The 24,140-nt window shown below is 67.5% G+C and carries 20 protein-coding genes and 1 pseudogene; 11 read left to right on the top strand and 10 right to left on the bottom strand.

The annotated features are described in order from the left end of the window. Positions 1–57: 57 nt before the first annotated feature. Positions 58–1,452, bottom strand: coding sequence for an amidohydrolase family protein (locus GPX89_RS08035; protein ID WP_157386574.1), 1,395 nt, complete (start codon positions 1,450–1,452; stop codon positions 58–60). Between the two features lie 429 nt (positions 1,453–1,881). On the opposite strand from GPX89_RS08035, the gene GPX89_RS08040 reads away from it, so the two are divergent. Continuing rightward, the gene (locus GPX89_RS08040; RefSeq protein WP_157386575.1) at positions 1,882–3,123 is read left to right on the top strand and encodes a saccharopine dehydrogenase family protein; all 1,242 of its coding nucleotides are present in this window, start codon (positions 1,882–1,884) and stop codon (positions 3,121–3,123) included. A gap of 191 nt (positions 3,124–3,314) precedes the next feature. Here GPX89_RS08040 and GPX89_RS44370 read toward each other — a convergent pair. From GPX89_RS44370 to GPX89_RS08075, 7 genes and pseudogenes are all read right to left on the bottom strand, one after another. After that, a pseudogene (locus tag GPX89_RS44370) lies at positions 3,315–3,416 on the bottom strand (succinyl-CoA--3-ketoacid-CoA transferase); the annotation flags it as partial. 38 nt (positions 3,417–3,454) lie between these two features. Beyond that, on the bottom strand, positions 3,455–4,210 hold the full coding sequence (locus GPX89_RS08050) for an SDR family oxidoreductase (protein ID WP_157386576.1): 756 nt from the start codon (positions 4,208–4,210) through the stop codon (positions 3,455–3,457). Positions 4,211–4,334: 124 nt separating this feature from the next. Beyond that, on the bottom strand, positions 4,335–4,826 hold the full coding sequence (locus GPX89_RS45785) for a TetR-like C-terminal domain-containing protein (RefSeq protein ID WP_157386577.1): 492 nt from the start codon (positions 4,824–4,826) through the stop codon (positions 4,335–4,337). A 1,020-nt stretch (positions 4,827–5,846) separates the two neighbouring features. Beyond that, complete coding sequence (locus GPX89_RS08060; RefSeq protein WP_157386578.1) at positions 5,847–6,359, bottom strand: hypothetical protein; 513 nt, start codon at positions 6,357–6,359, stop codon at positions 5,847–5,849. Positions 6,360–6,367: 8 nt separating this feature from the next. Next, positions 6,368–6,853, bottom strand: coding sequence for a hypothetical protein (locus GPX89_RS08065; RefSeq protein WP_157386579.1), 486 nt, complete (start codon positions 6,851–6,853; stop codon positions 6,368–6,370). A gap of 3 nt (positions 6,854–6,856) precedes the next feature. Continuing rightward, a complete protein-coding gene (locus tag GPX89_RS08070; RefSeq protein ID WP_157386580.1) occupies positions 6,857–8,065 on the bottom strand; it encodes an FG-GAP repeat domain-containing protein in 1,209 nt (402 codons plus the stop codon). Between the two features lie 27 nt (positions 8,066–8,092). Beyond that, on the bottom strand, positions 8,093–9,787 hold the full coding sequence (locus GPX89_RS08075; protein ID WP_157386581.1) for an alpha/beta hydrolase family protein: 1,695 nt from the start codon (positions 9,785–9,787) through the stop codon (positions 8,093–8,095). A 275-nt stretch (positions 9,788–10,062) separates the two neighbouring features. Between GPX89_RS08075 and GPX89_RS08080 the strand changes: the two genes are divergently transcribed. Beyond that, complete coding sequence (locus tag GPX89_RS08080) at positions 10,063–11,394, top strand: FG-GAP repeat domain-containing protein (protein ID WP_198347298.1); 1,332 nt, start codon at positions 10,063–10,065, stop codon at positions 11,392–11,394. Positions 11,395–11,484: 90 nt separating this feature from the next. On the opposite strand, the gene GPX89_RS45790 is transcribed toward GPX89_RS08080, so the two are convergent. Together GPX89_RS45790 and GPX89_RS08090 are read right to left on the bottom strand one after the other, a co-directional pair. Continuing rightward, positions 11,485–13,098: a GMC oxidoreductase gene (locus GPX89_RS45790; protein WP_198347299.1), complete on the bottom strand. Its 1,614-nt coding sequence runs from the start codon at positions 13,096–13,098 to the stop codon at positions 11,485–11,487. A 107-nt stretch (positions 13,099–13,205) separates the two neighbouring features. Continuing rightward, complete coding sequence (locus GPX89_RS08090; RefSeq protein ID WP_198347300.1) at positions 13,206–14,285, bottom strand: AraC family transcriptional regulator; 1,080 nt, start codon at positions 14,283–14,285, stop codon at positions 13,206–13,208. Positions 14,286–14,514: 229 nt separating this feature from the next. On the opposite strand from GPX89_RS08090, the gene GPX89_RS08095 reads away from it, so the two are divergent. The 9 genes from GPX89_RS08095 to GPX89_RS08135 all read left to right on the top strand — a co-directional run bounded on the left by GPX89_RS08095 (position 14,515) and on the right by GPX89_RS08135 (position 24,135). After that, positions 14,515–16,185 (top strand): hypothetical protein, encoded by a 1,671-nt coding sequence (locus GPX89_RS08095; RefSeq protein ID WP_157386584.1) that lies wholly within the window; start codon positions 14,515–14,517, stop codon positions 16,183–16,185. Between the two features lie 109 nt (positions 16,186–16,294). Further along, positions 16,295–17,149 carry an MlaE family ABC transporter permease gene (locus tag GPX89_RS08100; protein ID WP_157386585.1) on the top strand — a complete coding sequence of 285 codons (855 nt, stop codon included), beginning with the start codon at positions 16,295–16,297 and terminating at the stop codon, positions 17,147–17,149. Further along, a complete protein-coding gene (locus GPX89_RS08105; RefSeq protein ID WP_157386586.1) occupies positions 17,149–18,015 on the top strand; it encodes an ABC transporter permease in 867 nt (288 codons plus the stop codon). Before GPX89_RS08100 ends, GPX89_RS08105 begins: the two co-directional genes overlap by 1 nt. Before the next feature lie 3 nt (positions 18,016–18,018). After that, positions 18,019–19,005 (top strand): MlaD family protein, encoded by a 987-nt coding sequence (locus GPX89_RS08110; RefSeq protein ID WP_157386587.1) that lies wholly within the window; start codon positions 18,019–18,021, stop codon positions 19,003–19,005. Further along, complete coding sequence (locus tag GPX89_RS08115; protein ID WP_157386588.1) at positions 19,002–20,024, top strand: MlaD family protein; 1,023 nt, start codon at positions 19,002–19,004, stop codon at positions 20,022–20,024. The genes GPX89_RS08110 and GPX89_RS08115 overlap by 4 nt, the downstream gene beginning before the upstream one ends. Next, a complete protein-coding gene (locus tag GPX89_RS08120) occupies positions 20,012–21,022 on the top strand; it encodes an MlaD family protein (protein ID WP_157386589.1) in 1,011 nt (336 codons plus the stop codon). The genes GPX89_RS08115 and GPX89_RS08120 overlap by 13 nt, the downstream gene beginning before the upstream one ends. A 1-nt stretch (position 21,023) precedes the next feature. Then, entirely contained in the window at positions 21,024–22,124 is a 1,101-nt protein-coding gene (locus tag GPX89_RS08125; protein WP_157386590.1) for an MlaD family protein, read from the top strand. Further along, positions 22,121–23,167: an MlaD family protein gene (locus GPX89_RS08130; protein WP_157386591.1), complete on the top strand. Its 1,047-nt coding sequence runs from the start codon at positions 22,121–22,123 to the stop codon at positions 23,165–23,167. Before GPX89_RS08125 ends, GPX89_RS08130 begins: the two co-directional genes overlap by 4 nt. After that, a complete protein-coding gene (locus GPX89_RS08135) occupies positions 23,164–24,135 on the top strand; it encodes an MlaD family protein (protein ID WP_157386592.1) in 972 nt (323 codons plus the stop codon). Before GPX89_RS08130 ends, GPX89_RS08135 begins: the two co-directional genes overlap by 4 nt. The last annotated feature ends 5 nt before the right edge of the window (positions 24,136–24,140 follow it).

The raw sequence follows: 24,140 nt of genomic DNA on the forward strand, positions 1-24,140 counted from the left end.
GGGTGGCCGGGCGGTGCTCGAGACGCCCCGGCCCCCCGATCTCGTTGATACCTCGGATCAGTGGCCTGATGGTTGCGAGCCCAGCCTTGCCAGGGTTGGCTCGATGCCGTCGTAATCCGCAGCGGCGTAGAGGCGATCACGGGCATGAACGAGGTCAGCGCGGATGGCCGCCGTGTCGACGCCGACGAGCGACCCGTCCCGCTTCACGAAATCACCATCGATCATGACCGCATCGACATTGCCGCAGTGTGCCGAAGAGACGACCGTGTCGAGCAGGTTGCTGGCGGGCCAGAGATTGGAATCCGAAGCGCGCAACAGGATGAGGTCGGCGCGCTTGCCCGGGGTGAGCGTGCCGACTCGATCGCCGAGCCAGCAACTGTGCGCCGCGACGCTGGTGACGGCCTCGAGGGCTTGTCGAGTGGTGATGCGGTCGCCGTGAGCCACGACGGCCTCGCCGCGGGCGAACCGATCGAGCCCGTAGTCGCTGCGCTCGATGCACAATCCGAGCCTCGCCTCCTCGAAAAGGTCGCCACTACCGGCGGACACCGCATCCGCGCCGAAGCAGGGCGCCAGCCCGTTCTCGCGCATCCGTCGCGACGGCGACGCGCCGAGATTGAGGGAGGCATCGCAACTGGGACACGAAATCGCATGGCCGCCATGGTCGGCCAGCATGCGGAACTCTTCGGCGGTGGTGTTGCAGCAGTGTGCGAAGCTCATATCGGAGCCGAGCAGGCCGTATTCGACCAGGCGTTTGATCGACAGATTCGGCGGTGGACCCATCGGGACGCCGAGGTGGAAGCTCATCGGGACGTTCATCGCACGGGCGGCGGCGATGTCGGTGCGCGTGGTCTCGGGCGTGGACAGATCGAGTCCGGGCAGGGCGAGCGCCATGGTGAGGCGTGCGTCGTCGGAAGCGAAATGCCGCTCACGCAATTGTGTTGCGTGTCGCCAGGATTCGGCGTCGGAGAGGACGGGGCTCAGCTTCTGCGTCATCGATTCGCCGTAGCCGAACACTGCGCGCATCCGCATCTCCTGATGGGCCTGCACTGCGGCTTCGGCATGTTCCGGAGTGTTGATCACGTGGCACCAGTCGAAGAGTGTGGTGATGCCGGAGTCGAGCGCGTTGGCGATTCCCGCGCGTGTGAATGCGTAGACATCCTCGGGTGTGAATGCGGCCGCGAGCTTGCCCCAGGAGCCGGTGTACAGGTCGAAGATGGTCGCGTTCATGTCGTCGCCGCGAATGCCCGCGTACCAGAGATGCCGGTGCGCGTCGATCAGGCCGGGCATCACGATGGCGTCCGACGCGTCGACGATCTCGCAGTCGACGGCTTCGATGGGCGGCCCGACATGAGCGAGTACACCGTTGTCCACGAGCACGTCGCCGCGACGGTGGTCGCCGACGGACGGATCCATGCTCAGGATCGCGGCACCCTTCAACAACGTCCTGGTCATATGCGGTACCTCATATTTCGAACGGCAGCCGGGATCGCGGGCGGTGGTACGCCTCAGCACGCGCTCGGCGTGGTCGAGGACGCACCACCACGGTGTATCGCGAACGCTGGCTGCGGGATTGGGCACCTCGTCGACGAGGGCGGTTGCAGCCGGATGGTTTCGGGGACGCCACAGCCGACCTCCGTTCGGGTCGAGGTGTTCTCACGGGTGCGGCCGCTCGCCCAGAGTAGGCATCAACCCAGGCAAAAGCAAGAACTTCCGCTTTAATGGCAGCATGATGGTTTCAGGTCGCGGCGCGATTAGGCGAGTGCGACGGGCCTCATGTTGACGGCGTTTACATCAAGTTCTAATGTTAACGCCGTATACACGGCGCGGGTGAGCGGCTCCGCCCCTTACCGGCAGCGTGACCACGACGACAGGAAAAGGTTCATGGCTGACAGGGAATTCGATCTGGTGCTCTACGGAGCAACCGGCTTCGTCGGGGTGCTGACGGCGCAGTATCTGGCACAGTCCGCCCCCGCCGGGGCACGCATCGCGCTGGCGGGACGCTCACGGGACAAGCTGGCCGCGGTGCGCAGCCGACTCGGTTCCGCCGCCGCGCAATGGCCGCTGGTACAGGCCGATTCGAACGATCAGGCCAGCATGTCCGACCTAGCGTCACGCACCAAGGTCGTGGTCACCACGGTCGGCCCGTACTTGCGCTATGGCACGCCACTGGTGCAAGCATGCGCCGAGCACGGTACGCATTACGCCGACCTGACCGGGGAGCCGGTGTTCATCCGCGATTGCATCGACCGCTTCGGCCAGCAGGCCGAGCGCACCGGTGCGAAGATCGTGAATTCCTGTGGCTACGACTCGATTCCGTCCGACCTGAGCGTTTACCAGCTCTATCAGCGCAGTGTCGCCGACGCTGCCGGCGAGTTGACCGATGTCACTCTCGTGGCGTCACTGAAGGGCGGTGTCAGTGGCGGCACTCTCGACTCCGGCCGCGCCACTGCCGAGGCCCTGCTCGCCGATCCGGCGAAGTCGTCGATCATGTCGCGCCCGAATTCGTTGTCGCCCGACGAGTCGCTCGAGCCCGACCTCGGTCCGCAGAGTGACCGCGCGCTGCGGCGGGCCTCGTCGATCGACCCCACCCTCGACGGCTGGGTGGCGACGTTCTTGATGGCCGCCCACAACACCAAGATCGTGCGTCGTTCCAATGGCCTGCTGGGCTGGCGATACGGTAAGAGCTTCCGCTACAGCGAGGTGATGAGCGCGGGCTCCTCGCTCGCCGCGCCGCTGGTGGCCGCGGGTATCGCGGGTGGTCTCGAAGCAGCGCATGCCACGACCGCGCTGCTGTCCCGGTCGACGGCGGGCCGCAGGATTCTCGACCGGGTCATGCCCAAGCCCGGCACCGGTCCGAGTGAAAAGTCCCGTCGCAGTGGCTGGTTCACTATGCGCACCATCGCGCAGACCACCTCCGGGACGAAGTACCGCGCCACGTTCTCAGGAACCGGCGATCCCGGCTATCAGGCCACCGCGGTACTTCTGGGCCAGTCCGGTTTGTGTCTGGCCTTCGACGAACTGCCCGAGCAGGCGGGACTGCTCACTCCGGCCTCGGCGATGGGCGATGCGCTCACCGCTCGGCTGCGCGCCGCGGGAATGATCATCGAGGTGGAGCGGATCTGACCGCCACGCCGCTGCCCGCTCATACGGGCAGCGTCGTGAATCCTCACCGCGCGCGGCGACTGTCGATGTCGAGTTCGGTGCCTGTGGCGGCCTGGACTCGGTCGAGGCTCACGCCGGGCGCGAGTTCGCCAGTGTCAGCGTGCCGTCTCGCACATCGAGGACCGCGAGGTCGGTGATGATGGGATGGACGACACCTTGCCGAACGACAACGCCGAGTCGAAGAACGACGCCCCCGGATGGACGGTCACCGTCTCCTTACCGGCATTGATCAGGCCCGGGTCGACGTTCTCGGCCGCGGGATGACGGCGCCGCCCGGGACGACGAGGGCGCCCTACCGCTGGCCGAGCTTGGCGAGTAGCCGCAGCGGCAACCGGGGGAGAGCGAATCCGATCGGAGCCCACGGCCAGGGCGGCACCGCTGCGCGCGCCCTTTCGGCTTCGATGGCGTGCACCATCGCGCGCACGCCCTTCTCGGTGGAGACGCGAAACGGTGGCTTGTGGTCGGCGACTCCGAGCTCGGATTCGATGAAGCCCGGGTAGAGGGTCGTGACGTTGATCGGCGTGGCCAAGGTATCGGCACGAATCGCCTCGGCGAGGGTGGCGACGGCAGCCTTGCTGGCCGAATATGCCTGAAAGCCGGGCATTCCCCGCAACGCGGCAATGGAGGAGACCACCACCAGGTGGCCATCGCCCCGGCCGCGGAAGATCTCCATGGCCGCCTCGCATTGGGCCAGGGCCGCAACGAAATTCGTCTCGGCGATGGCCCGGTTCGCGGCGAACCCGCCGGTGCCGACCGGGCGGCCGTGGCTGATCCCAGCATTGACGATCACACGGTGCACACCGCCCAGCTGCCGGCTGAGCCGCTCGAACACCGCGAACACGTCATCGTGATCGTTCACGTCGAGGCGGGCGATGGCGACCGTGATCTCGGGATGGGCGTCCAACAGCTCGGTGCGCAACCGTTCGAGATTCTCGACGCGACGTGCGCACAGGGCGAGATTGCGTCCGCGGGCGGCGAATTCGCGTGCCATGCCCGCTCCTAACCCGGAGCTGGCTCCGGTGATCAGGATATTGGCTCGTTCAGTCATCGAGGGTCTCCTTGTCGGTGGTTGCGGTCTGCAAGGCGCGCATCACGGAGGCGACGAGGCGGTCGACGAACTGCCCGTCCATCGGCTCGCGGGGTCAGGTAGCGGCGAAAATGAATCGACGCGATCAGCAATTCGAGCACCTTCCGGCGTCGGTATCGGGAGGTAGTTCCCCACGCCGCGCGACGCGAGCGATCATGACCCCGTCTGCGCGATAGCGCCTGTCCCAGAACGCGTTATGAGTGTCATTGATCTGTTTGGAGTCTGATACGAAGATCAGGGCCCGAGTGAGACCGTGCCCCCGAGGGGTATAGAGGTAGGCGATGAGATCGGTGGCGATCCCGGTGAGATCCGCCTGCGGGCTGCCCGCGTCGGGCAGCGACAACTCGCGCTCGCTCATCGTGAGCATCACATCGAGGACCAGATTCTCGCGCATTCGCCGCCGACGGTTGACCGAGCCGTCGTGCACCCTGAGTCGGCGACTGATCTCGAGAATTCCAACGTTGTTGATGCGACCCTCGGAGATGACGTCGGGCACCGCGCGATGCACGGCCTGTCGGAACTGCGCCGTGCCGCCTCCGGGTCGACGATGAGGCGCGACGTTCGCGGGTTCGGACACATCCCCGATACTAAAGCAGAACTTATCGCATTTGCTAGTTCGGTTGGGATCACGTGTCCATGCGAGCAGTTGTTGTTGCCGTCCGCCGCTGCGGTCGTCGGCCGCCAACTGGGATTGAAAATTGCTGGTCAGCGCTGGTGATTTGGCATCAAATTTGGCATCACGACAGCATGGGAACCATTGGACCCAGTGGGATCGGGCGGATATCGGGGACGGCGGAAATTCTGTTGACCTGTACGAACGGGATGCGGTGGCATGTGATGGAAGGAGTGGAACGGCAACCCGTTGGCTCATAACCCAGAGATCGCAGATCGCGTGTCGTCCGGGCTGCCGGTCGGAATCCTGGCAGACGTCCGCGTGGTCGATGCAGCGGAATCGGTGGGATGGCATGGGAATTTCAGTGCCATTTTGCGTGCCATTTTGCGGCCAGAATGGTGGGAATCGAAGGGTATCAGTCGGATCGGGCGGGATGCGTTGGGATGGCGAAATGCCAGGTCAGGATAGGTAGAACCCCCAAGATTGCCACGTCAGCGCATGATCTTGGGGGTTCTACGAGATGATGAAAAAGTGATGCGCTAGGACCAGGCATTTCGGCCGCTCGGTGGCCGTTTTGTGCCTCTGAAGTGCCACTTTGAGTGCCACTTTCAGCCGGTTCGAGAGTGGCCCGTTGGGGTTGAGTCCTTCTTCATCGGTGGGTGGATAATGAAGGACTGTCTGTTTCTGCTGGTCAGGGTGTTGTGCGCGGCTTCGTTGGGCAACAGAGTGCCATTTTGATGTCATCGCAGACGGATTCGGCGGCTCAAGGGATCCGGTGTTGCTGATAGTGGTACTCCCGTACGGGAGGTCTGCCCTTCGGGTGAACCAGCGTGGTCTGCTCGCGCAACGACGATCTCTTCGATGCGGCTGCGTTGCGCGCGGCTGCAGTCCGGTCGATTCCTTCTTCATCATCTCCTGGATGAGGTTTTCGCGAGTGCGGGCCGGCTCTTCGGAGCCGACCGGCCGTAGCGGTGGAGTGATCGGTCAGTTCATGAATCGGAAGCAGGCGCGTTCGCCGCGATCGCCGACGGTGGCCGAGGACATGCACACCATCGAGTAGTCCTTGGCCGGGTGGTCGGACAGCAGGCCGTAGAGGTAGCCGTTGGAGCACGCTTGCGACAGCGGATGTTGTTCGATCTGGCCGGATTTGGTCTGCAGGACCAGGCTGCCCGCGGCGCAGGAGGTGTCGAAGGGCGCCAGGTCGGCGAGCCAGCCGATGGTGAGAATCTGCCAGTCGGGGTTGACCGCCCAGACCGCGCCGTCGAAGGTGACTCCGGCCGGGAACTGATTGGTGTGCTTGAAATCGAAGCCGAGGATGTTCGCGTTGAAGTTGAACGGCGGCAGCAACACCGGGGCCTGCTGGGCCGGGCGTTCGGGAAGGTCCGCAGCGGAGGGCACCGGATCCGGTGCATCCGCGGTCGCGGACGCCGCCATCGACAGCGTCAGCGCGGCGGTCGCCGCGACTACGGTGAGCAGACGGGTTGGGATGTCGGTCATCGGGGCCTCTAGTCGTTGGGGAATCGGAAGCAGGTTTCGGTGTGCTGCACTGCGGCCGCGCCGGCCGGTCGCGCGGGTGCGACGTCGACCACGCCGCACACTTCCGCGTAGTCACCGGCCGGGCGCGCCGCGGCGACCAGGAACGGGAACGGCAGGCCGCAGCTGACGCCGACCGGAACAACTTCCGGCGCACCGTTTTTCGGATGGAACACGAACGAGCCGGTCGCGCAGGTGTCGTCGAGCGGGGTGGCATCGGCGAGCACCCCGACGATCCCGGCGTTGATCCCGGGTTGCAGGGTGACGATGTCGGCGTCGAACAGCGCCCCGTTGGGCACGGTGGTGAAGTGGTTGATGCTGGTGCCGCCGAAGCTGGTCCCGAACGACAGCGTCGGTTCGACCGCGCTCGCGGGCGGTGCGGTGGCCGCGGCGACGGCGAGCGCGCCGCCGAGGACGGCCACCGCGGAGCCCGCGGTGCGAGACAAGGATGTGCGCATGATTCAGCCTCTTTCGCCGCTGCGGTTGACCAGCACGGACACGTCCTCCGACGCGCTGCTCATGCTGAGGAGTTCGGGACGGCCGTCGCCGTTGAGATCGACCGCTTCCATGGCCTGCGGTCCCAGTCCGATGGTGTGCTGCTCGACATAGGTGAAGCCGCGGTGGCCGTCGCCCTTGAAGATCATGGCGGTGGACGGAACATACTGTCCCACAGCGATATCGGGAATGCCGTCGCCGTCGAAGTCGCCGATCGCGATCGTGCACGGCGCGAGCGCGGGCCCGATCAGCTGGGGTGGGCTGAAGTTGCCGTGCCCGTCGCCCCAGTGCACGCCGACGCTGAATCCGGCGACATTGGCGGTGACCAGGTCGAGGTTGCCGTCCCCGTCGACGTCGGCGAGTTTGAGATCCTCGCTGGGCAGCGCGGCCAGATTCCAGCGTGGTGGCAGGAACCCGCCGTGCCGGTCGTTGAGCATCACCCAGACCCCGGAGGTGGCCAGATCATGGAAGGCCAGATCCGGCCAGCCGTCGTTGTCCAGGTCACCGGCCAGCACGCTGGCCTTGCTCAATCCCACGCCGTACCACTGGGGTTGGCTGAACTGCCCGTGCCCGTCGCCGTGCATGATGCCGACACCGCCGGGCGCGGGCAGCAGGCTGTTGAACGCGATGTCGATGTTTCCGTCGTGATCGAAGTCGGCGAGTGCGACGCCGAACGGAATGCCGCCGGTGCGGTAGGTGACGTCGGGGTTGAAGTCGGTGGCGTAGGTGCGGTCGACGTGGAAGTTGCCGTGGCCGTCGTTGAGCAGCACCGAGATGCTCAGGAAGTTGGTGACGACCAGGTCGGGTGCCCCGTCCCCGTTCAAGTCGGCGACCTGGACGGCGTTGGCGCCGACTTCGGTGTGCACGAATTGGTTTCGCCGTAGCGCTCCGGTCCCGTCGCCGAACATGATGCCGACGCCGTCGACGATGCCGGTGGCGGCCACATCCATTTTCCCGTCGCCGTTGAAGTCGGCGTAGGCCATGGTCTGCGAGCCGAAGGCAGGGCCGAGGCCGCCGACGTTGTACTGTGCGGATTCGGCGAAGATCGGGTTCGCGCCCTCGGAGGAGCCCGAGCTCGATCCCGAGGGCAGCGCCGCGGCGGTACCCGTCGTGCACAGGGCGAGCGAGACGGCGAGCAGCGGGGCGAACCCGCGCAGCCGTTGAGTGTCAGACATTTCCGTGATTCCTGTAGTTGGTTCGGCTCAGCTCTGCGGGGTGCAGCTGTAGCGCGGATGGCCGTTGAGGGCGTCGAGGAACCATTCCGGCCGGAGGATCTGGCCGATCGAGGCCCGGTCCGGAATCCGCAGGCACAGATCGGGTCCGGCGGCGCCCTCCGGCGCGTATTCACTGGCGAACGCGCGCGACATGCCGTCGGTGGGCTTGGCGAGCGCATCGCATGCGGCGTCGCTCTTGTCCGGGCGGCCGTAGCAGTCGAACCAGTCCATCGAGTACTTCACCGACAGGGCGGGCGATTTCACGTTGCGCGGTATCCCAACCCAGTTGATGGAGTCTCCGTGGCTGCCGCTCTCGTAGACGATGGTCTGCAACGCGGCGTTGGTGCCGGTGGCCAGGATGTTGTGGAAGCGGTCCATGGTGCCGTAGGGGCCGTCGGTGGCATTGAAGAAGGGCTGGTAGAAGTTGGTGAAGCCGTATCCGGACAGGCCGGGGATGTCGAGGTCGGCGGTCTGCATCTGCAGCGGCACATCGGTGGCCAGGGCGGTGTAACCCGACATCACCGAGGCCGAGGCGACGCGCGGCAACGGCTTGCCGTCGATGCCGTAGCCCTTGACCTGCCAGTTCAAATAGTTGGAGGTGCCGACCGCGCCGACCGACTGCCCGAACAGATTGACCCAGTCCAGGTCCATCTTGTCGATCCACGGGTTGCTGATATTCGCTCCCGCCGGTTGATAGGCCGGGTTCTGCCGTCCGGCGCGCGGCACCATCAGAATGTTGTTGAGCTCGTTGCCCAGATCCACCACCGGGGTGATGGGCTGGTTGAACACCCAGCGCACCGCGTCCTGGACGTCGCGGCACGAGCCGGGCGCGAAGCAATCCGGCACGCTGAGCACCGGCAGCACCATGTCCAGGGCGTTGCCCGAGCTGTCGGGCTGCCCGGACTGTCCGAACGTGACGGTCATGAAGCCGTTGCGCGCGGCGGATTCGGCGTACATGGCGATGTGGTTCATGGCTTCCGCTGCTCCGGGAGCCCCGACCGCTACCGGATACTTTTTATCGGAATCCGCTGCCCCGTAAGGCATCCACAGCATGGCGGCCATGGAGATGCCGCGCGAGTTGATGATTCGGAACTTGTGCACGTCGCCGAGCTTGAACTCGGCACCCGAGTTGCCCGGAGCGCAAGTGCCCGAGAGCGTTTCGTACCAGACGCTGCCGTCCGGGTTGAGGCACGGGTAGCGGAACTTCGCGTCCATGAAGTCGGGCTTCTCGTAGTCGCCGTCGAGGACCGTGTCGGATTCGAAGCCCGGCAGCAGCTGTCCGGCGGTGTCGTCGATGCCGAACTTGCCGTCGTGGTTCCAGTCGGGCAGATAGTCCGGATGCGGCGGGAAGCCGATGCCAAGCGGTTCGACGTGGGCGAGGGTGTCGAAGATCTTCTGCGCGGCCACCGCCAGCCGCTGCGGCGCATCGGGGGAGTTGTAGGTCTCCGGCTTGGCGAGGTCCTCGAAAGCCTGGGTCCAGTTGCCGGCGGCGGTCATGATGCCCGCCTTGACGAAGTAGTCCAGCATGCCGGGCTGGGTCACGTCGCGCGCGGTGCCGCCGAAGATCTCCATGATCTGGTTCAAGACGTAGGTCGGATCCGGTGGCTGGGGACTGAAATCAGTGTCCGCGTAGGCGGGCGCGGAGCCACCACCGGCGACGGCGAGCACTGCCGCCGCTGCCATGGTGAACGCAGCGTGGGCTAGTCGACGGGGATATTGCACCGATCCTCCTGATGTGACGCACGGCTCATTTGTCCCAGACGGTAGAGGGCGGGCGGGCCGGGTGAGGCGTCATGAGGTGCCACGTGGTTGACATCCGCGGACAACCAAGATCAACAGTGAAACGTCGCCGGGCTGTCCGGAATTGTCACCGCAATGGCGGCTGCGGCCGTGGTCAGCGGCGGTCCGCCCCGATTAGCTTCGATGAGCTTTGGTGCGACGGACGTCAGGAGGGCAGAGTGGCCGAGGATCGGGACAGCGCGCGCGATCGCCGCGCGGGCAAGCGCAGGTGGCGCACGGGGGTGGCCGTGGCGGTCAGCGCGCTGGGGGTCACCACCGTGCTCACCACGGGGACGGCGCACGCCGCCGGCGGGGCCGCCTTCGCGCCCGCGCAGTTCTACGACACCTTCGCGGGCGGCCCGTTCTTCATCCGCGCCGTCGACATCAACGGTGACGGCAAGCCCGACATCGTCACCTGCGACTCGCTGCAGGGCGGTTGGGGAGGGCTGTCGGTACTGATCAACCACACCGAGAAGGGCGCGGCCGGCACGGATTTCAGCGCCCCGTTCAATGTGCCGGGAGTGCCGCTGGCGTTCGGGTGCAATGTCGCCGACGTCAACGGTGACGGCAAACCGGACCTCATCGCCACCGACGCCTCCAAACTCGGCGTCGGCGGTGTGGTGGTGATGCTCAACCACACCGAGAATGGTTCGGACGTCCCGAGTTTCGGGCCGCCGCAGTATTTCGCGGGCGGACTGATGCCCGCGGTCGTGGCCGCGGCCGACATCAACAACGACGGGCGGCTCGATCTGATCGTCGGCGACACCGCCAACGTGGTGCTCGGCACCACCCAGGTGCTGATGAACACCACCGCGCCCGGTTCGGACACGGTCACCTTCAGCGGCCCGTTCTTCTTCAACGGCGGGATCACCACCGAAGGCATCGCGGCCGCCGACATCAACGGGGACGGCAAGACCGATCTCGCCATCGGCGAGACCAGTTCGAGCACCGTCACCGTGCTGATGAACTTCACCGCGGACGGCGCGCCGGTCCCGGATCTGCGGCCGACCACCTATTTCTTTCCGTTCGCCACCTGGGTCGGCCTGGCGGACATGAACAACGACGGCAAACCCGATCTCATGTCGGATGTCGGCATCCTGGGCAATCCGCTGGCGGGCATGTTCTCCTCGGTCAACCGGACTCCTCTCGGGTCGCCGGTGCCGGACTTCCCGACCGTGCTCGACGGCGCGCAGGCGCATCAGGCGGGTGGCTGGGCGACCGAGAACACCGCGATCGCCGACTTCGACGGTGACGGCAAACCGGACGCGGTGCTGGCCAGCCCCTATCTGAACCCCCGCAATCAGCTGTCGCTGTTGCGCAATAGGACACCCGATGGCGCACCCGCCCTGACCTTCGATCCGCCGGCGCTCATCGGCGACGCGGGCTGGACGCCCAACGCGCTCGACACGGCCGACTTCAACGGCGACGGCAAACCCGATCTGGTTGCGGGCGCGTTCCTCGCGGTCACCGGGCGCGGCTCGCTGGCCGTGCTGCTCAATACCTCCCGCTGAGATCAACCACGCAGGCCCGCTGCTCGAATCGAGCGGCGGGTCTGCGTGGTCGAGTGTGTCCTGCAACGCCACGACATCGGGGCGTGCGGATCAGGGCTGGGGCGCCGGGTCTTCGTGTGCTGCCGGAACCTGGCTCATCGCGGCCTCGGCCATGGCGCAGATGGTCAGGCTGGGATTGACGCCCACATTGGCGGGGACCGCCGAGCCGTCACACACGAGCAGCCCGGTATAGCCGAAAACCCTGTGGTGACGGTCGATCACGCCGTGGTCGCGATCCGCGCCGACGACTGCGCCACCGAGGAAGTGCGCGGTCATCGGCGCGGAGCCGAGGGTGTCGGCGAGGGAGGCGAGGGGTCGGCCCTTCATACGCCGCGCCGCCAGCGTCGCCACCCGGCGGGCGACGTCGGCGGCGGTCTCGCCGCCCGGTGCGCTGCCGGCCGCCTCGGTCTGCAAGCGGCCCGGCCCGAATCCCCTTCGCAGCCGCAGGGATACGTCGGTGTCCCGCATGACGGTGAACAGTACGGTCCGGCGTGACCACTGTCGGTCGGTGAGCAGTCGACGCAGGTATCCGGGATACGCGCGCAGCAGCTGACCCCAGCGTCCCGAGGTCGTGCCCGCCGTGGTGGCGGGGCCGTAGGTGAGGGCCAGCAGGCCGCCGCCGTCGCCGTAGGTGTTGTTGGTGATGTGGGTGTGCGCGCCGAGGAAGACGCTGGAGGTGATGGCGGCGTCGCTGCGGTAGTCCGCGCCCGGGTCGTCGCTGGTCGCGGCCGGGATGGATTCGTCGTTGGTGCGCACCATTTCTCCGAGCCGGTCGGACAGATCCGGCAGCGAGCCTCGTCGTTTGCACGCGGCCAGCAGTTCGTTGGTGCCCAGCGCGCCCGCGGCGATCACCACGGCGCGCGCGGTGAATGTGCGGCAGCCGCGCCGCGCGAATCCCGGTCGGCGGGCGCGTACCCGATAGCCGAATTCGCCGCTGCCTCCGCCCAACGGTGCGACGTCGACCACCTTGAGATCGGAATGCACTCGCGCCCCGGCCTTCTCGGCCAGCCACAGGTAGTTCTTGGGCAGGCTGTTCTTGGCTCCGAAGCGGCACCCGAGCATGCATTGCCCGCAACGGACGCAGCCGGTGCGCGCGGGGCCGGCCCCCTCGAAGTAGGGGTCCGGCACCGTCTGCCCTGCGGGCCCGAAGTACACCGCGATCGGCGTGTGCCGATACCCTTCCGGTGCTTCGAGATCGGTGGCCAGTTGCCGCATCAGATCGTCGACGGGCCGATCACCGGCGTACGGGTGCACCCCGAACATGCGCCGGGCGGTGTCGAAATGCGGTGCGAGTTCGGTTCGCCAGTCGGCCAGGTCGTCCCATTGCGGATGCCGGTAGAACTCGTCGCTGTCGGGCTGGTACATGGTGTTGGCGTAGACCAGACTGCCGCCGCCCACCCCGACCCCGGCCAGCACGGTGGCGTGCCGGTAGGGCGCGAGCCGCAGGATGCCGTGCAATCCCAGCGCGGGCAGCCACAGGTACTTTCTCAATTGTGTTGCCCGCTCGGCGAAGTCGCTGTCGTCGAAGCGGCGGCCCTGTTCGAGGACGCCGACGCGGTAGCCCTTCTCGGCGAGCCGCAGGGCGCTGACGGCCGCGCCGAATCCGCTGCCGACCACGAGCCAGTCGAAGTCGAAGTTCTGGCCTGCCGGCTGGGAATTGTCCACCTGGTGCCCTCCGTGTTCCCGAATGTCGTGGGGACGCTATCGGGAGGTCGGAGGGGCGAGAAGGACAGCGGCGGACGTGCGGTTGATATTTCCGGACCTGGGTGTGATCAGACCAGCTCGGGTTCGCGGGCCGTGCGGCGCAGCACGCGCGTGCGGTATTCCTGTGGCGGGCAACCGTTCCAGCGTCGGAAGGCCCGGATGAACGACGCGGCTTCGGCGTATCCGAGGCGGGCCGAGACCTGCTCGGTGGTCATGTCGGTGCGATCGAGCAGTTCCTCCGACAGCGCCTGGCGCACCTCGTCGAGCAAGCCGCGGAAGGTCGTGCCCTCCTCGGCGAGTCGGCGTGAGAGCGTGCGCGGGCTGATGAACAGCGCGGCGGCCACGGTGGTCTGATCGGGCACCAAGCCGGGCGTGCGCACCAGCAGATCCCGGACCGTGCCCGCGATGCCGGTGCGTGCGTGCCGCCGCGTCAGCAGTTCGCGGCACATCTGCTCGCAGGTGCTGCGCGCCCACTCGTTGGCCTGCGGCAGCGGCATGTCCAGGTAGGCGGGGTCGAAGGCGAGTTCGTTGCGGTCGGCGCCGAAGCTCGGCTCCACTCCGAACACGGTGCGGTAGCGGGAGGTGTCCGCGGGCCCGTGATGCCGGAAGGCGACGCGGTGGATCGGGATTCCCGCCGAGAACACTTCCTGACCGATCATCTGGGCGCCGGTCATGACCCGTTCGGCGAGAAAAGCACGGACGTCTGCGGGCACGTCGCGATCGTCGTAGACGATGCGGGCCTCGCCGCCGGATTCCTCGAAGTTCAACTGCCCGAACACGAACGCCAGCTCCACGTAGTTCAGCGCCACGCCCACCGCGTCGCGCAAGGTTCGGCTGCTGAGCAGAGCCAGCCCGAACGGGCCGTAGAGCGAGATGTGATAGCGGCTGCCCGCCTCCACGCCCAGTCCGGGTTCGGTCCCGAAGCGTGCCAGCAGGTTGCGCACCACGGTGAGCTCCTGCCGGGCGGTGACTTCGGTGTTCGGATCGATCACGGATTCGGGCGGCAGTCCTGTCCCAGTCAGGCAGGCCGCCGACGCCATCCCTCGTTCCTCCGCCAGTCGCGTCATCACATGGACGCTCGACGTATTGCGCACTAGATCCCAGTCGAACATGTAGCTGTAGTCCTCATTGACCGTCCGGCGCGGCATCGTCCCAGAGGGTTGGTGCCGCAGCGTTGTCTCCCGAGGGTCAGTGTCGCACAAACCATGGCGGCCTGAGTTGTGCATGCTGCCGAATCGTCGCCGCCGATTGATTTCCGCGGCCGCGACATTCACCCTTCGTGCCGCACTCATGCCAGTTCAGGGCATGAATCAGAGCGTCCTGCCTAGTCTGGCTCGGTTGCGAACCGGCAGCCGGAACGATTGGGGAGGTCACCTCGTGACTCGTAGCGAACAGGTCCTGGACACCGCCGACGGCATTCGGCTGAGCATGGTCACCCACCGGGTGCCGTTGCCCGACGGGCACTCCGCGCATCCTGAGGAGTGTGATGAGTTGCGGCATCTGCGGGTTCGTCGTGATATTGCCTCAGACGATCCGTCCACCGCCGACGCCGTGGTGGTTCTGCTCCCGGGTGCGATCGCCGGTGCCCGGTCGTTGCAGCCATTGGCCCGCAATACGGTCCGCACTCTCGCCGCGGCCGGTGCGAGTGTCGAGGTATGGGTCCTGGACCGCCGCGCCAACGGGGTCGAGGACCATCACGCCGTCGAGGTGGCCATGGCGGAGGGCGACTATCACCTCGCCTTCGACTACTACTTCGGCGGGAAGAGCGTCGGCGGCAAGGTCTTCGGGGGCTTTCACCGCGACCGCGAACTCGGGTTCCTGGCCGAGTTCGGAATGGCCCGGACCGTCGAGGACACGCATGCGGTGCTGTGCCGCGAGATCCCCGACGCCGATGTGCGGTCGCGAAAGCTGTTGCTGGGCGGACATTCGCTGGGCGGCATCCAGGCCGGTGCCTACGCCGCCTGGGATTTCGACGGCCGGCCCGGACATGAGCAGATCGCCGGCCTGATCGCCCTCGACACCATCACGCATCTGGACCCGCTGCGGCTCGCGGACCGGCCGCGGGTGGCCGCTCCGGTGGGTGCGCTGGGGCGTGCGCTCGAAGGCATGCCGGTGGCCATGCGACGGGGTCTCGCGCCGCGCAGTACCGCGGTTCTGCGCGGCGGCTGGGGCAATGCCGAGGCGTTCGCGCTCGTCGCATCGGTCGCCGCGGCCGCGGCACTGGCGCCCGACGAGGAGACCGACATCCTGTCGCTGCTGCCCGAGAAGGGCACCGCGGATCTGGTGCTGCGCGGCTCGACCGCCCGCACCTGGCGCGAATACCTCACCCGCACAACCGATTACCGGCGGCTGCGGATGACCAACCAGGCTCTGCTCGGCCTGATCGGCGGCGCGCACACCTCGGTGAACATGGCGGTGTTGTCGATGAGCTGCGGCACCCTCGACAGCGCCGAGGTCGCGCCGCGCAGCTTCCCGATGCCGTTCGAGCTCGGGCAGAAACCCGGCCTGCGCGGCCTCTATCAGGCGGTCTGCGGTACTGCCCCGCGCTACAGCCCCACCTCCTTCGACACCCTCTACCGCTGGCGCGACTACGACCGCTGCGGAACCCCCGACGCCCCGACACAATTCACCAGGACCGGGATTCCCGCGGCCACCGCGCGCAGTGAGGTCGTCAGCATCGTGGAGCTGGCCCGAATCCTGGCGGGCGGGCGGCTCAACGTGTTCGAGGACTACTTCCCGTTCCGTCAGCAGTCCGATGCCGTCGCCATGCTCGCCGGCTGCCGCACCGGATCGCTCGCACCCTTGATTCACGAACGCGGCGCGGCGCGGCTGCCGTTCGTGAACCTGATGGGGGAGTCCAGTTTCACCCGGGTGCTGGCCCGCTGGAACGTCTACCCGGCGCACGACGTGCATTGGTTCCCCGGCTATCTGCACTGCGACCTCGCGGCGGGCGCGCACCCGCGCGCGGACGGCAGTCCCGAGCCGATCGCCGCCGCCCTGGCCGGATTCGTCGGCCGGCAGCTGGCGCCGGAACCGGCCGTGTCGTGACGCGCACGGCCGGTCGGAAACTGTCAATCGCGTGACCGCCCGTGCCATGGGCAGTGCCGGACACGCTGCCTAGCGTGCAATTCAGCACATCGACAGGAAGGAACAGCGAATGCCGCCCGTGCCGTCGGCCCCGCTTCGCGACGCGCCGCTCACCGCGCTGCGAATCGTGCGCAACAGCTTCGCCGACACCGTGTTCGGCGCTCTGCGCACCTTCGGCCGCACGGTGGATCTCGCCGTCGAGTCGGTGTGGGGGATCATCGGCGACCTCGTGCGCCGCCGGTTCCCGCTGCCCGAAATGCTCTCCCAGGCTTGGTATCTGATCACCGTCACCGCGATCCCGGCCATCTTGATGGCGGTGCCGTTCGGCGTGGTGGTCTCGGTGCAGGTGGGCAACCTCATCCACCAGCTCGGCGCGGACTCGCTGCTGGGCGCGGCGGGCGGGCTCGGCGTGATCCAGCAGGGCGCGCCGATCGCCACCGGCCTGCTGCTCGGCGGCGCGGGCGCCTCGGCCATCGCCTCGGATCTGGGCGCGCGCACGGTGCGCGAGGAGATCGACGCGCTGCGTGTGATGGGCATCGATCCCGTGCACCGCTTGGTGATTCCGCGAGTGGCGGCCATGGTGCTGGTCGCGCCGCTGGTCAATATTCTGGTCGTGTTCGTCGGCATCGTCGCCGGATACGTGGTCGCGATCAGCGCGCAGCAGGTGACGCCGGGCAGCTATTGGGCCACCTTCGGCGCGTTCACCGTGCTGACCGACGTGTGGATCTCGCTGGCCAAGGCGGTGCTGTTCGGATTCGTCGTGGTGATCGTGGCCTGCCAGCGCGGTCTGGAGGCGCGGGGCGGGCCGCGCGGGGTCGCCGACGGCGTGAACGCGGCGGTGGTGCTGTCGGTGGCGGCGATCATCGTGATCAATCTGGCGATCACGCAGGTGGTCGCCATGTTCCTGCCGATGCGGGTGGCGTGATGGCGGCCGCGCCGTACGCCCCGAGGGGCCTGCGTACCGTCGGCAGGCTGGCGCGCGATCCGCGCCGGATGCTCTCGCCGCTGGAGAACCTCGGCTTCGCGATGGCCTTCGTGGTGGAGGCGCTGGCCTCGATTCCGTTGGCGCTGCGGCACTATCGCGGCCAGATCATGCGCACCATCACCGATATGACCTGGGGCCGTGGCTCGTTGCTCGTCGGTGGCGGCACGGTGCCGATGCTGGTGGTGCTGGGGCTGTCGATCGGCGCGGGGGTGGGGATTCAGGCGTTCGCGGCGCTGAACCTGATCGGCCTCGGGTCCGTCTCGGGCGTGGTGTCGGCGTTCGCGAACACCCGCGAGTTGGGACCCATCGCCGCGGCGGTCGGATTCGCGGCGCAGGCGGGCTGCCGCATGACCGCCGAGATCGGTGCCATGCGGATCTCCGAGGAGATCGACGCCCTGGAATCGCTCGGCCTGCGGTCGGTTCCGTTCGTGGTGACCACGAGGGTCATCGCCGGGGCGGTGGCCGTGGTGCCGACCTTCCTGATCGCACTGATCCTGTCGTACCTGTCGTGCGAGACGGTGATCGTGCTGCTGCACGGTCAGGCCGGCGGCGTGTACGACCACTACTTCTACCAATTCACCAGCGGCTACGACATTCTCGCGGCGGTCGCGAAGATCCTCGTGTTCGGGGTCGCGGTCATCCTCATCCATTGCTACCACGGCTTCTTCGCCGCCGGCGGCCCCGAGGGCGTGGGGATCGCCTCGGGCCGCGCGGTGCGCGCCAGCTTCGTGGCCATCATCGGCCTGGACATGGTGTTGACGCTGCTGCTGTGGGGCATCGGCTCCTCGATCGAATTCCCCGGGTAGGACATGGCGAACCATTCGATTCCCGGAGTGCGGATCGGCCGTGGCCGCTCCCTGGCCTCCGGGGTGATCACCGTGCTGCTGACGGCGGCGACAGCGCTGGCGTGGCACGCCGCGGGCGAGCGTGACGCGGGTACCCACCTGCGAATCCAGCTGCGGACCGAGCAGATCGGCGCGGGCATCGCGACCGGCACCACCGTGCGTTTCGACGATGTCGCGATCGGCCGCATCGCCGAGGTCCGGCCGATCGAGCAGGGCAGGCAGTTGCTCACCCTCGATCTCGACCCGGCCCAGACCGCCGGTCTCACCGACGCCCTGCGGGTGGATTACGCGCCGGAGAACCTGTTCAGTGTGAGCGCGGTCGCCCTGCGCACCGCGCCCGGTGGGACCCCGCTGCGCGACGGCCAGGTGATCGACCTCGCAGGCCGGGTGAACGACGTGACCATGGGCGCGCTGCTGCGCTCGCTCACCCAGACCGCCACCGACGTTCTCACGCCGAAACTGACCGAACTGCTCACCCAGGCCGACACCGATCTGCGCGCCTTCACCCCCGTGCTGCAGGCGGTGGTGTCGATCAGCCGGGTCGTCGCCGACACTCAGCAGTACCCGTCGTCGTATCTGCTGGCCCGCTACGCCGGGTTCTTCGCCGGCTTCGGCTCTTTCACCTCGGCGACCTTCAAGCTGGCCAAGGCGATCCTGGACATTCCGGTGTTCCAACAGGACCGCGACCGCTACAACCGTTCGATCGAGATGCTGCGCACCGGCGTCCTCGAGGGCCTGGCCACGACGGTGGACACGGTGCACCAGAGCTTCGGCGACTTCACCGACCCGCTCGCTCCCACCCTGCAGGCACTGGCGAATACCGTGCCCGATCCGCAGCTTTCGCACTCCCAGCTCACCGAGACGCTCGATCGCCTCGACCGCATGTTCACCGACACTCCGGACGGTCCGGCGCTGAACGTGACCATCACACTGCTGGGCGGAACACGATGACGCGGCGCATCTCGGCAGGGGTGCTGTGGCGGCTGGGCCTGTTCACGGCCGTGGTGATCGCGCTGCTGCTGGTGGTGATCAATGCCATCGTGCGCCCGATCGGTGGTGAAACCGTCTCGTACCGTGCCGAATTCACCGATGTGAGCGGGTTGAAGACCGGCGACGACGTGCGCGTGTTCGGGGTGCAGGTGGGCAAGGTGACCGCCATCGAGCTGCGCGGAGCGCGCGCGATGGTCGGATTCACCCTCCGCGCGGACCGGCCGCTGTATGCCACCAGCGGGCTGGCCATCAGATATCAGACCCTCACGGGTCAGCGGTATGTCGATGTGCGGCAACCGGATTCGCCGGGGGAGCGGTTGCGACCGGGAGCGACAGTGGGCGCGGACAAGACCGTCCCCTCCTTCGACATCACCCAGCTGTTCAATGGTTTGCAGCCGGTGCTGCAGGAGTTCTCGCCCGGCGCGCTCAACCAGTTCACCGAGAGCGTGCTGGCGGTGATCCAGGGCAACGGCTCCGGAATCGGGCCCGCCCTCGACGCTTTCGAGAAACTCAGCCGCTATGTCAGCGACAAGCAGTCGGTGCTGTCGCTGCTGCTGTCGAATCTGCAGGGCATCTCCGAACAGATCGGCGGCAAGTCACCGCAATTGGTGACCTTGCTCAAAGGACTAGCCGACGTGTTCACCTCGTTCCGCACCGAGCTGGACGGCCTGCTGCACTTCGCGGCGGTCGCGCCGTCCGCGCTGGGGCCGCTGAACTCGCTGCTGGCGACACTGGGCATGAGCGAGGACGCCAACCCGAACCTGGAAAAGGATCTCGCGCAGTTGTTTCCCGACCCCCAGCAGGCATTGGACACCCTCGGCCGGCTCCCGGGCCTGCTGCAGTCGATGGCCAACCTGCTGCCGCCCGCCGGGCCGACCGCGGGGGAGATCGCGCTCGGCTGCTCCAAGGGCGCGGCCGAGGTACCCGCGCCGGTCTCGGTGCTGATCAGCGGGCAGCGGGTGTCGATATGCCGAAACTGACACTCGCCGCGATGATTCCGGCGCGCGGCACGGCCGCCCGGGAATTGCGCCTGGGCCTGTACGGCGCCGCCGCGCTGGCGGTCGTGCTGGTGGCCACCGCGGTCTTCTACGTGCTGCCGCTGGGCAAGTCCACCTACACCGCGGACCTGAGCGAGGCGCGCTCGGTACGCACCGGAGACGAGATCCGTGTCGCGGGCATTCCTGTCGGGACGGTGAAGTCGCTGGAGCTGCTGCCCGATCGGGTGCGGATGACCTTCACCGTCGACGACGGCGTCTTCCTCGGCGATCAGACGAGCCTGGAAGTGCGCATGCTCACCGTGGTCGGCGGCCACTATCTCGCCGCCTTCCCCGCAGGCGACAAGCCGCTGGAGCACAAGACCATCCCCGCCGACCGAGTGCGTCTGCCCTACAGCTTGATCCGCACCCTGCAGGACGCCACCACGCCGATCCGGCAGGTCGACGGCGACACGCTGCGCAAGAACTTCGACGCTTTGAGCGAGTCGCTCACCGACAGCCCGGATGCGCTGCGCCGCATGGGAAACGCCATGCAGAGCCTGGTCGGGCTGATCGACCGGCAGAACGCGGACGTCTCGCGGGCACTACGGGTCATGGACGAGTATCTGACGGCCATCGACGACAACCGCGCGCTGGTCGGGACCTTCCTGCGCAAGATCGGCTCACTCGAAACCGACGGCCTGGCCAAGAAAGCCGAGATCTCCGAATCACTCACCGTCACAGCGGAACTGCTCTCGCGGATCGCGGCCATAGAACCGGCCTGGCGCACGGAACTGGAGCCGCTGGCCGACCAGCTGCAGGCCGCCGTGCCGCAACTCGAGGACCTGGGGCGGCGCTTCGATCAGGCGTTGAACAGCCTGGGCGAGATCAAGACCAGGCTGCAGGCCGTGGCCACGAGCACCGACGGGGTGGTGATCGACCAGTCCGGCGTCGTCCTCGACGGGGCCGGGTTCTGTATCCCCCTGCCGGGAAAGGGATGCTGAGATGAAGCGTTTCCTCGGATCCCAGGGCTTCGTCACCACCGTCGGGGTCGCGCTGCTGGTCGTCGTCGCGGTCGCCGGGTATCTGCTGACGTTCGATCCGTTGAAGAAGACGCTGTCGTACTGCGCGATCATGCCGGACTCGATCGGCCTCTACCCCGGCAACAACGTCACCATGCTCGGTATGCCGGTCGGTGTGGTTGCCGCGGTGGAGCCCGAGAACGGTTCCGTGCGTGTGTCGTTCACCGTCGATGCCGCTCATCCGCTGCGCGGGCAGGTCACCGCCACCACCGTATCCGACACCCTGGTCGCCGATCGCGACCTGGAAGTGCTGGGCGACAACGCCTCCAGCGCCGGCTGGCCGACCGGGACCTGCATCACCAAGACGTTCACGCCCAAGAGCATCACCCAGACGTTGCAGGCGTTCGCCGATCTCGCCGGGCAACTCGACGGCGGCGGCGATCCCGCGCAACAGAACCGGCTGCGAGACGCGGTGCGCGCCTTCGACAAATCCACCACGGGCACCGGCCCCCAGCTCAACCAGCTCATCAAGGGACTCGGTGCGGCGCTGGACCGGCCCGACGCCGCGATCGGGCATCTCAGCGACGCGCTCGACGCCTTCGCCTCACTGGCCCAAAGCGTGTCGCTCAACTGGGGCGACATCAAAGTGGCGCTGACGCAAGCCAACGAGGGCATCGGCTTCATCAACTCGGTGTGGGGCCAGACGGTGAAGATCGTCGACTCGCTGTTGGTGATCCTGCCGTGGTTCAATACCATCGCTCACAAATACGGGCGTTCGATTCTCGACGGCCTCGACGCCGCGGTACCGAAGCTGACCCTGCTGTCGGCCGGTCTCGACTCGTTGCAGCAGCTGTTGCAGATGATTCCGGCGGTGGTGTCGGCGTTCTCGCGGTTCGTCGATCCGCGGAGCGGGCAGGTGAAGATCGGGTACGCGCCGCCGCGGGTCGTATTGGCACCGGAGACGGCCGGCCGGGTGTGCGCGGCGGTGGAGGCGCTGCTGCCGGGCCGCTGCCGCGACGGCGGCAACAGCGTGGCCGAGGTGGATCTGGTGCCGCTGGTCCTGGGATTGGCGGGCGTCCGATGAAGAAGGCCCTGTGCGCGACGACAGCGGCGGTGGCGTTGCTGCTGCCGACCGGTTGCGCCTTCGATCCCGCCTCGATCCCGGTGCCGGGCGCCTCCGTTTCCGGCCCGACCTATGCGGTGCACATCGAGTTCGCCAACGCGCTCAATCTGCCCTCGCAGGCGAAGGTGGTCGCCAATGGAGCGAAGATCGGCAGCCTGCGCACGGTACGGGTGATCGATCCGACCTCCGAGAGGCCCGGCCGCATCGACGCCGTGGTCGACATCCAACGTGCGGTACGGCTGCCGAGCGCCACCACCGCGCAGCTGCGGCAGGACACCCTGCTCGGTGACGTTTTCATCGGACTCACCACGCCCGCAGGCGATTTCGCCGACCCGATCCCGGCGGGCGGGACCATCCCGCTGGCGCAGACCAAACCCGCCCTGCAGGTAGAGGATCTGCTGGCCGGGCTGTCGGGCTTCGTCGGCGGTGGTGCGCTGCACCAGGTCGAGGACATCATCGACCAGGCCAACGCCGCACTGCCCGCCGACTCCCGCGACACGGCCCGGATCTTCGACCGGATCGGCGGCAATGTCGAAGACGTCTCCGATCATCTCGCGGTGCTCGACGAATTCCTCGACGCCTTCCAGAACGACCTCGACGCCGTCCGCGGCAATCCGCGCGAGCTCGACGCCCTGCTGAGTCAGCAAGGCGCACACGATATTCCGGCCGATGTCCAGGCGCTGGTGAACACGCTCGGCATCGTCGGGTCGCTCGGTGACATCGGGCAGGCGCTGGTACCGCTCGCGCCGCTGCTGCGTGCCGGGGACGCGACCGCCAAGGCGTTCGTGCCGATGCTGCTGGCGAACAACCCCCTCGACCTGAGCGCGCCGTCCAACCTCAACCGCCTGGTGGCCCTGGTGGACGACCGGCTGGTCCCTTTCGTCGAGAAGGGGCCGAAAGTCAACATCACCGGGGTGACCACCGGTGCCGGCGATGCGGTGTCCGCCGAGGACCGCATCGACGGCATCGTGCGAGCCCTGCGCATGATCGGAGTGGTGCGGTGAAACCGAGTTCGCTGCTGTCGCTGACGAGCATCGCGGCGATCCTCGTGCTCGGCAGCGGGTACCTGGCCGTGGACGTGGCACGGGTGGACTGGGTGCGCCACGACCTCGAGGCGGCCATGACCGTGCCGCAATCGGGCGGATTGCTGCCCCGCTCGAAGGTGCTGCTGTCGGGCGTGCAGGTCGGGGAGGTCACCGCGGTGACACACACCGCGGACGGAGTGGTGGTGCGCCTTCGGATTTCGGACCGCTACCCGATCCCCGTCGCCAGTCCCGTGCGGATCGACGGTCTGTCGGGCCTCGGTGAGTCGTATGTCGAATTCGAACCGAGCTCCGGCGCCGGACCCTACCTCCGGGACGGACAGACGGTGCGGGCGAACAAGATCGCCGCGCCGACCTCGATCCCGGACGTCGCCGCGGCCACCACCGAACTCATGCACCAGCTGGACCCCGCCGCCATGGCCTCGATCGTGGACACCTTCGGCCAGGCCGTGGCCGGGACCTCGGCGGTGATTCCGGAACTGTCGCGCGCCACCGATCTGCTGGCCGCCACGCTGGTCAGCCGGACCGACCTGATCCGGCGGATGCTGCTGGCCCTGCAGTCGCACGCCGACGATATGGACTGGGCGCAACCGGCGCTGACCGGTGCCGCCGGGCCGTGGGCGGAGTTCGGCCCGCGCGTCGCCGACGTCGCGGCCTCCATCGCCGCGGTCATGAAGGCCGGTGATCTGCCCGACTCCTTCCAGGAGGACAGTGCGAATCGCCTCGGGCTGGTGCCGTTCCTGCAGCAGCTCACCGTTCGCCTGAAGCAGCTGGGACCCGAGCTGGAACCGCTGGCCCCGCTGGTCGCGTCGCTGCTCGAGACGGCCACACCCCTGCTCGGCCGCCTCGATCTGGGCAGCCTGATCGGCCAAGCCCGCGATGCCACCAGCCCCGACGGCGCACTGCGCCTGCGGATGACCGTCCACTGATCGCC

It is taken from the genome of Nocardia terrae (assembly GCF_009760405.1).
GTDB lineage: Bacteria > Actinomycetota > Actinomycetes > Mycobacteriales > Mycobacteriaceae > Nocardia > Nocardia terrae.

Excerpts from the sequence above, each read along its gene's own strand:
- GPX89_RS08035 (WP_157386574.1), bottom strand. The coding sequence starts at position 1,452 with ATGACCAGGACGTTGTTGAAGGGTGCCGCGATCCTGAGCATGGATCCG.
- GPX89_RS08040 (WP_157386575.1), top strand. The coding sequence starts at position 1,882 with ATGGCTGACAGGGAATTCGATCTGGTGCTCTACGGAGCAACCGGCTTC.
- GPX89_RS08050 (WP_157386576.1), bottom strand. The coding sequence starts at position 4,210 with ATGACTGAACGAGCCAATATCCTGATCACCGGAGCCAGCTCCGGGTTA.
- GPX89_RS08060 (WP_157386578.1), bottom strand. The coding sequence starts at position 6,359 with ATGACCGACATCCCAACCCGTCTGCTCACCGTAGTCGCGGCGACCGCC.
- GPX89_RS08065 (WP_157386579.1), bottom strand. The coding sequence starts at position 6,853 with ATGCGCACATCCTTGTCTCGCACCGCGGGCTCCGCGGTGGCCGTCCTC.
- GPX89_RS08070 (WP_157386580.1), bottom strand. The coding sequence starts at position 8,065 with ATGTCTGACACTCAACGGCTGCGCGGGTTCGCCCCGCTGCTCGCCGTC.
- GPX89_RS08075 (WP_157386581.1), bottom strand. The coding sequence starts at position 9,787 with ATGGCAGCGGCGGCAGTGCTCGCCGTCGCCGGTGGTGGCTCCGCGCCC.
- GPX89_RS08090 (WP_198347300.1), bottom strand. The coding sequence starts at position 14,285 with ATGCCGCGCCGGACGGTCAATGAGGACTACAGCTACATGTTCGACTGG.
- GPX89_RS08100 (WP_157386585.1), top strand. The coding sequence starts at position 16,295 with ATGCCGCCCGTGCCGTCGGCCCCGCTTCGCGACGCGCCGCTCACCGCG.
- GPX89_RS08105 (WP_157386586.1), top strand. The coding sequence starts at position 17,149 with ATGGCGGCCGCGCCGTACGCCCCGAGGGGCCTGCGTACCGTCGGCAGG.
- GPX89_RS08110 (WP_157386587.1), top strand. The coding sequence starts at position 18,019 with ATGGCGAACCATTCGATTCCCGGAGTGCGGATCGGCCGTGGCCGCTCC.
- GPX89_RS08115 (WP_157386588.1), top strand. The coding sequence starts at position 19,002 with ATGACGCGGCGCATCTCGGCAGGGGTGCTGTGGCGGCTGGGCCTGTTC.
- GPX89_RS08120 (WP_157386589.1), top strand. The coding sequence starts at position 20,012 with ATGCCGAAACTGACACTCGCCGCGATGATTCCGGCGCGCGGCACGGCC.
- GPX89_RS08125 (WP_157386590.1), top strand. The coding sequence starts at position 21,024 with ATGAAGCGTTTCCTCGGATCCCAGGGCTTCGTCACCACCGTCGGGGTC.
- GPX89_RS08130 (WP_157386591.1), top strand. The coding sequence starts at position 22,121 with ATGAAGAAGGCCCTGTGCGCGACGACAGCGGCGGTGGCGTTGCTGCTG.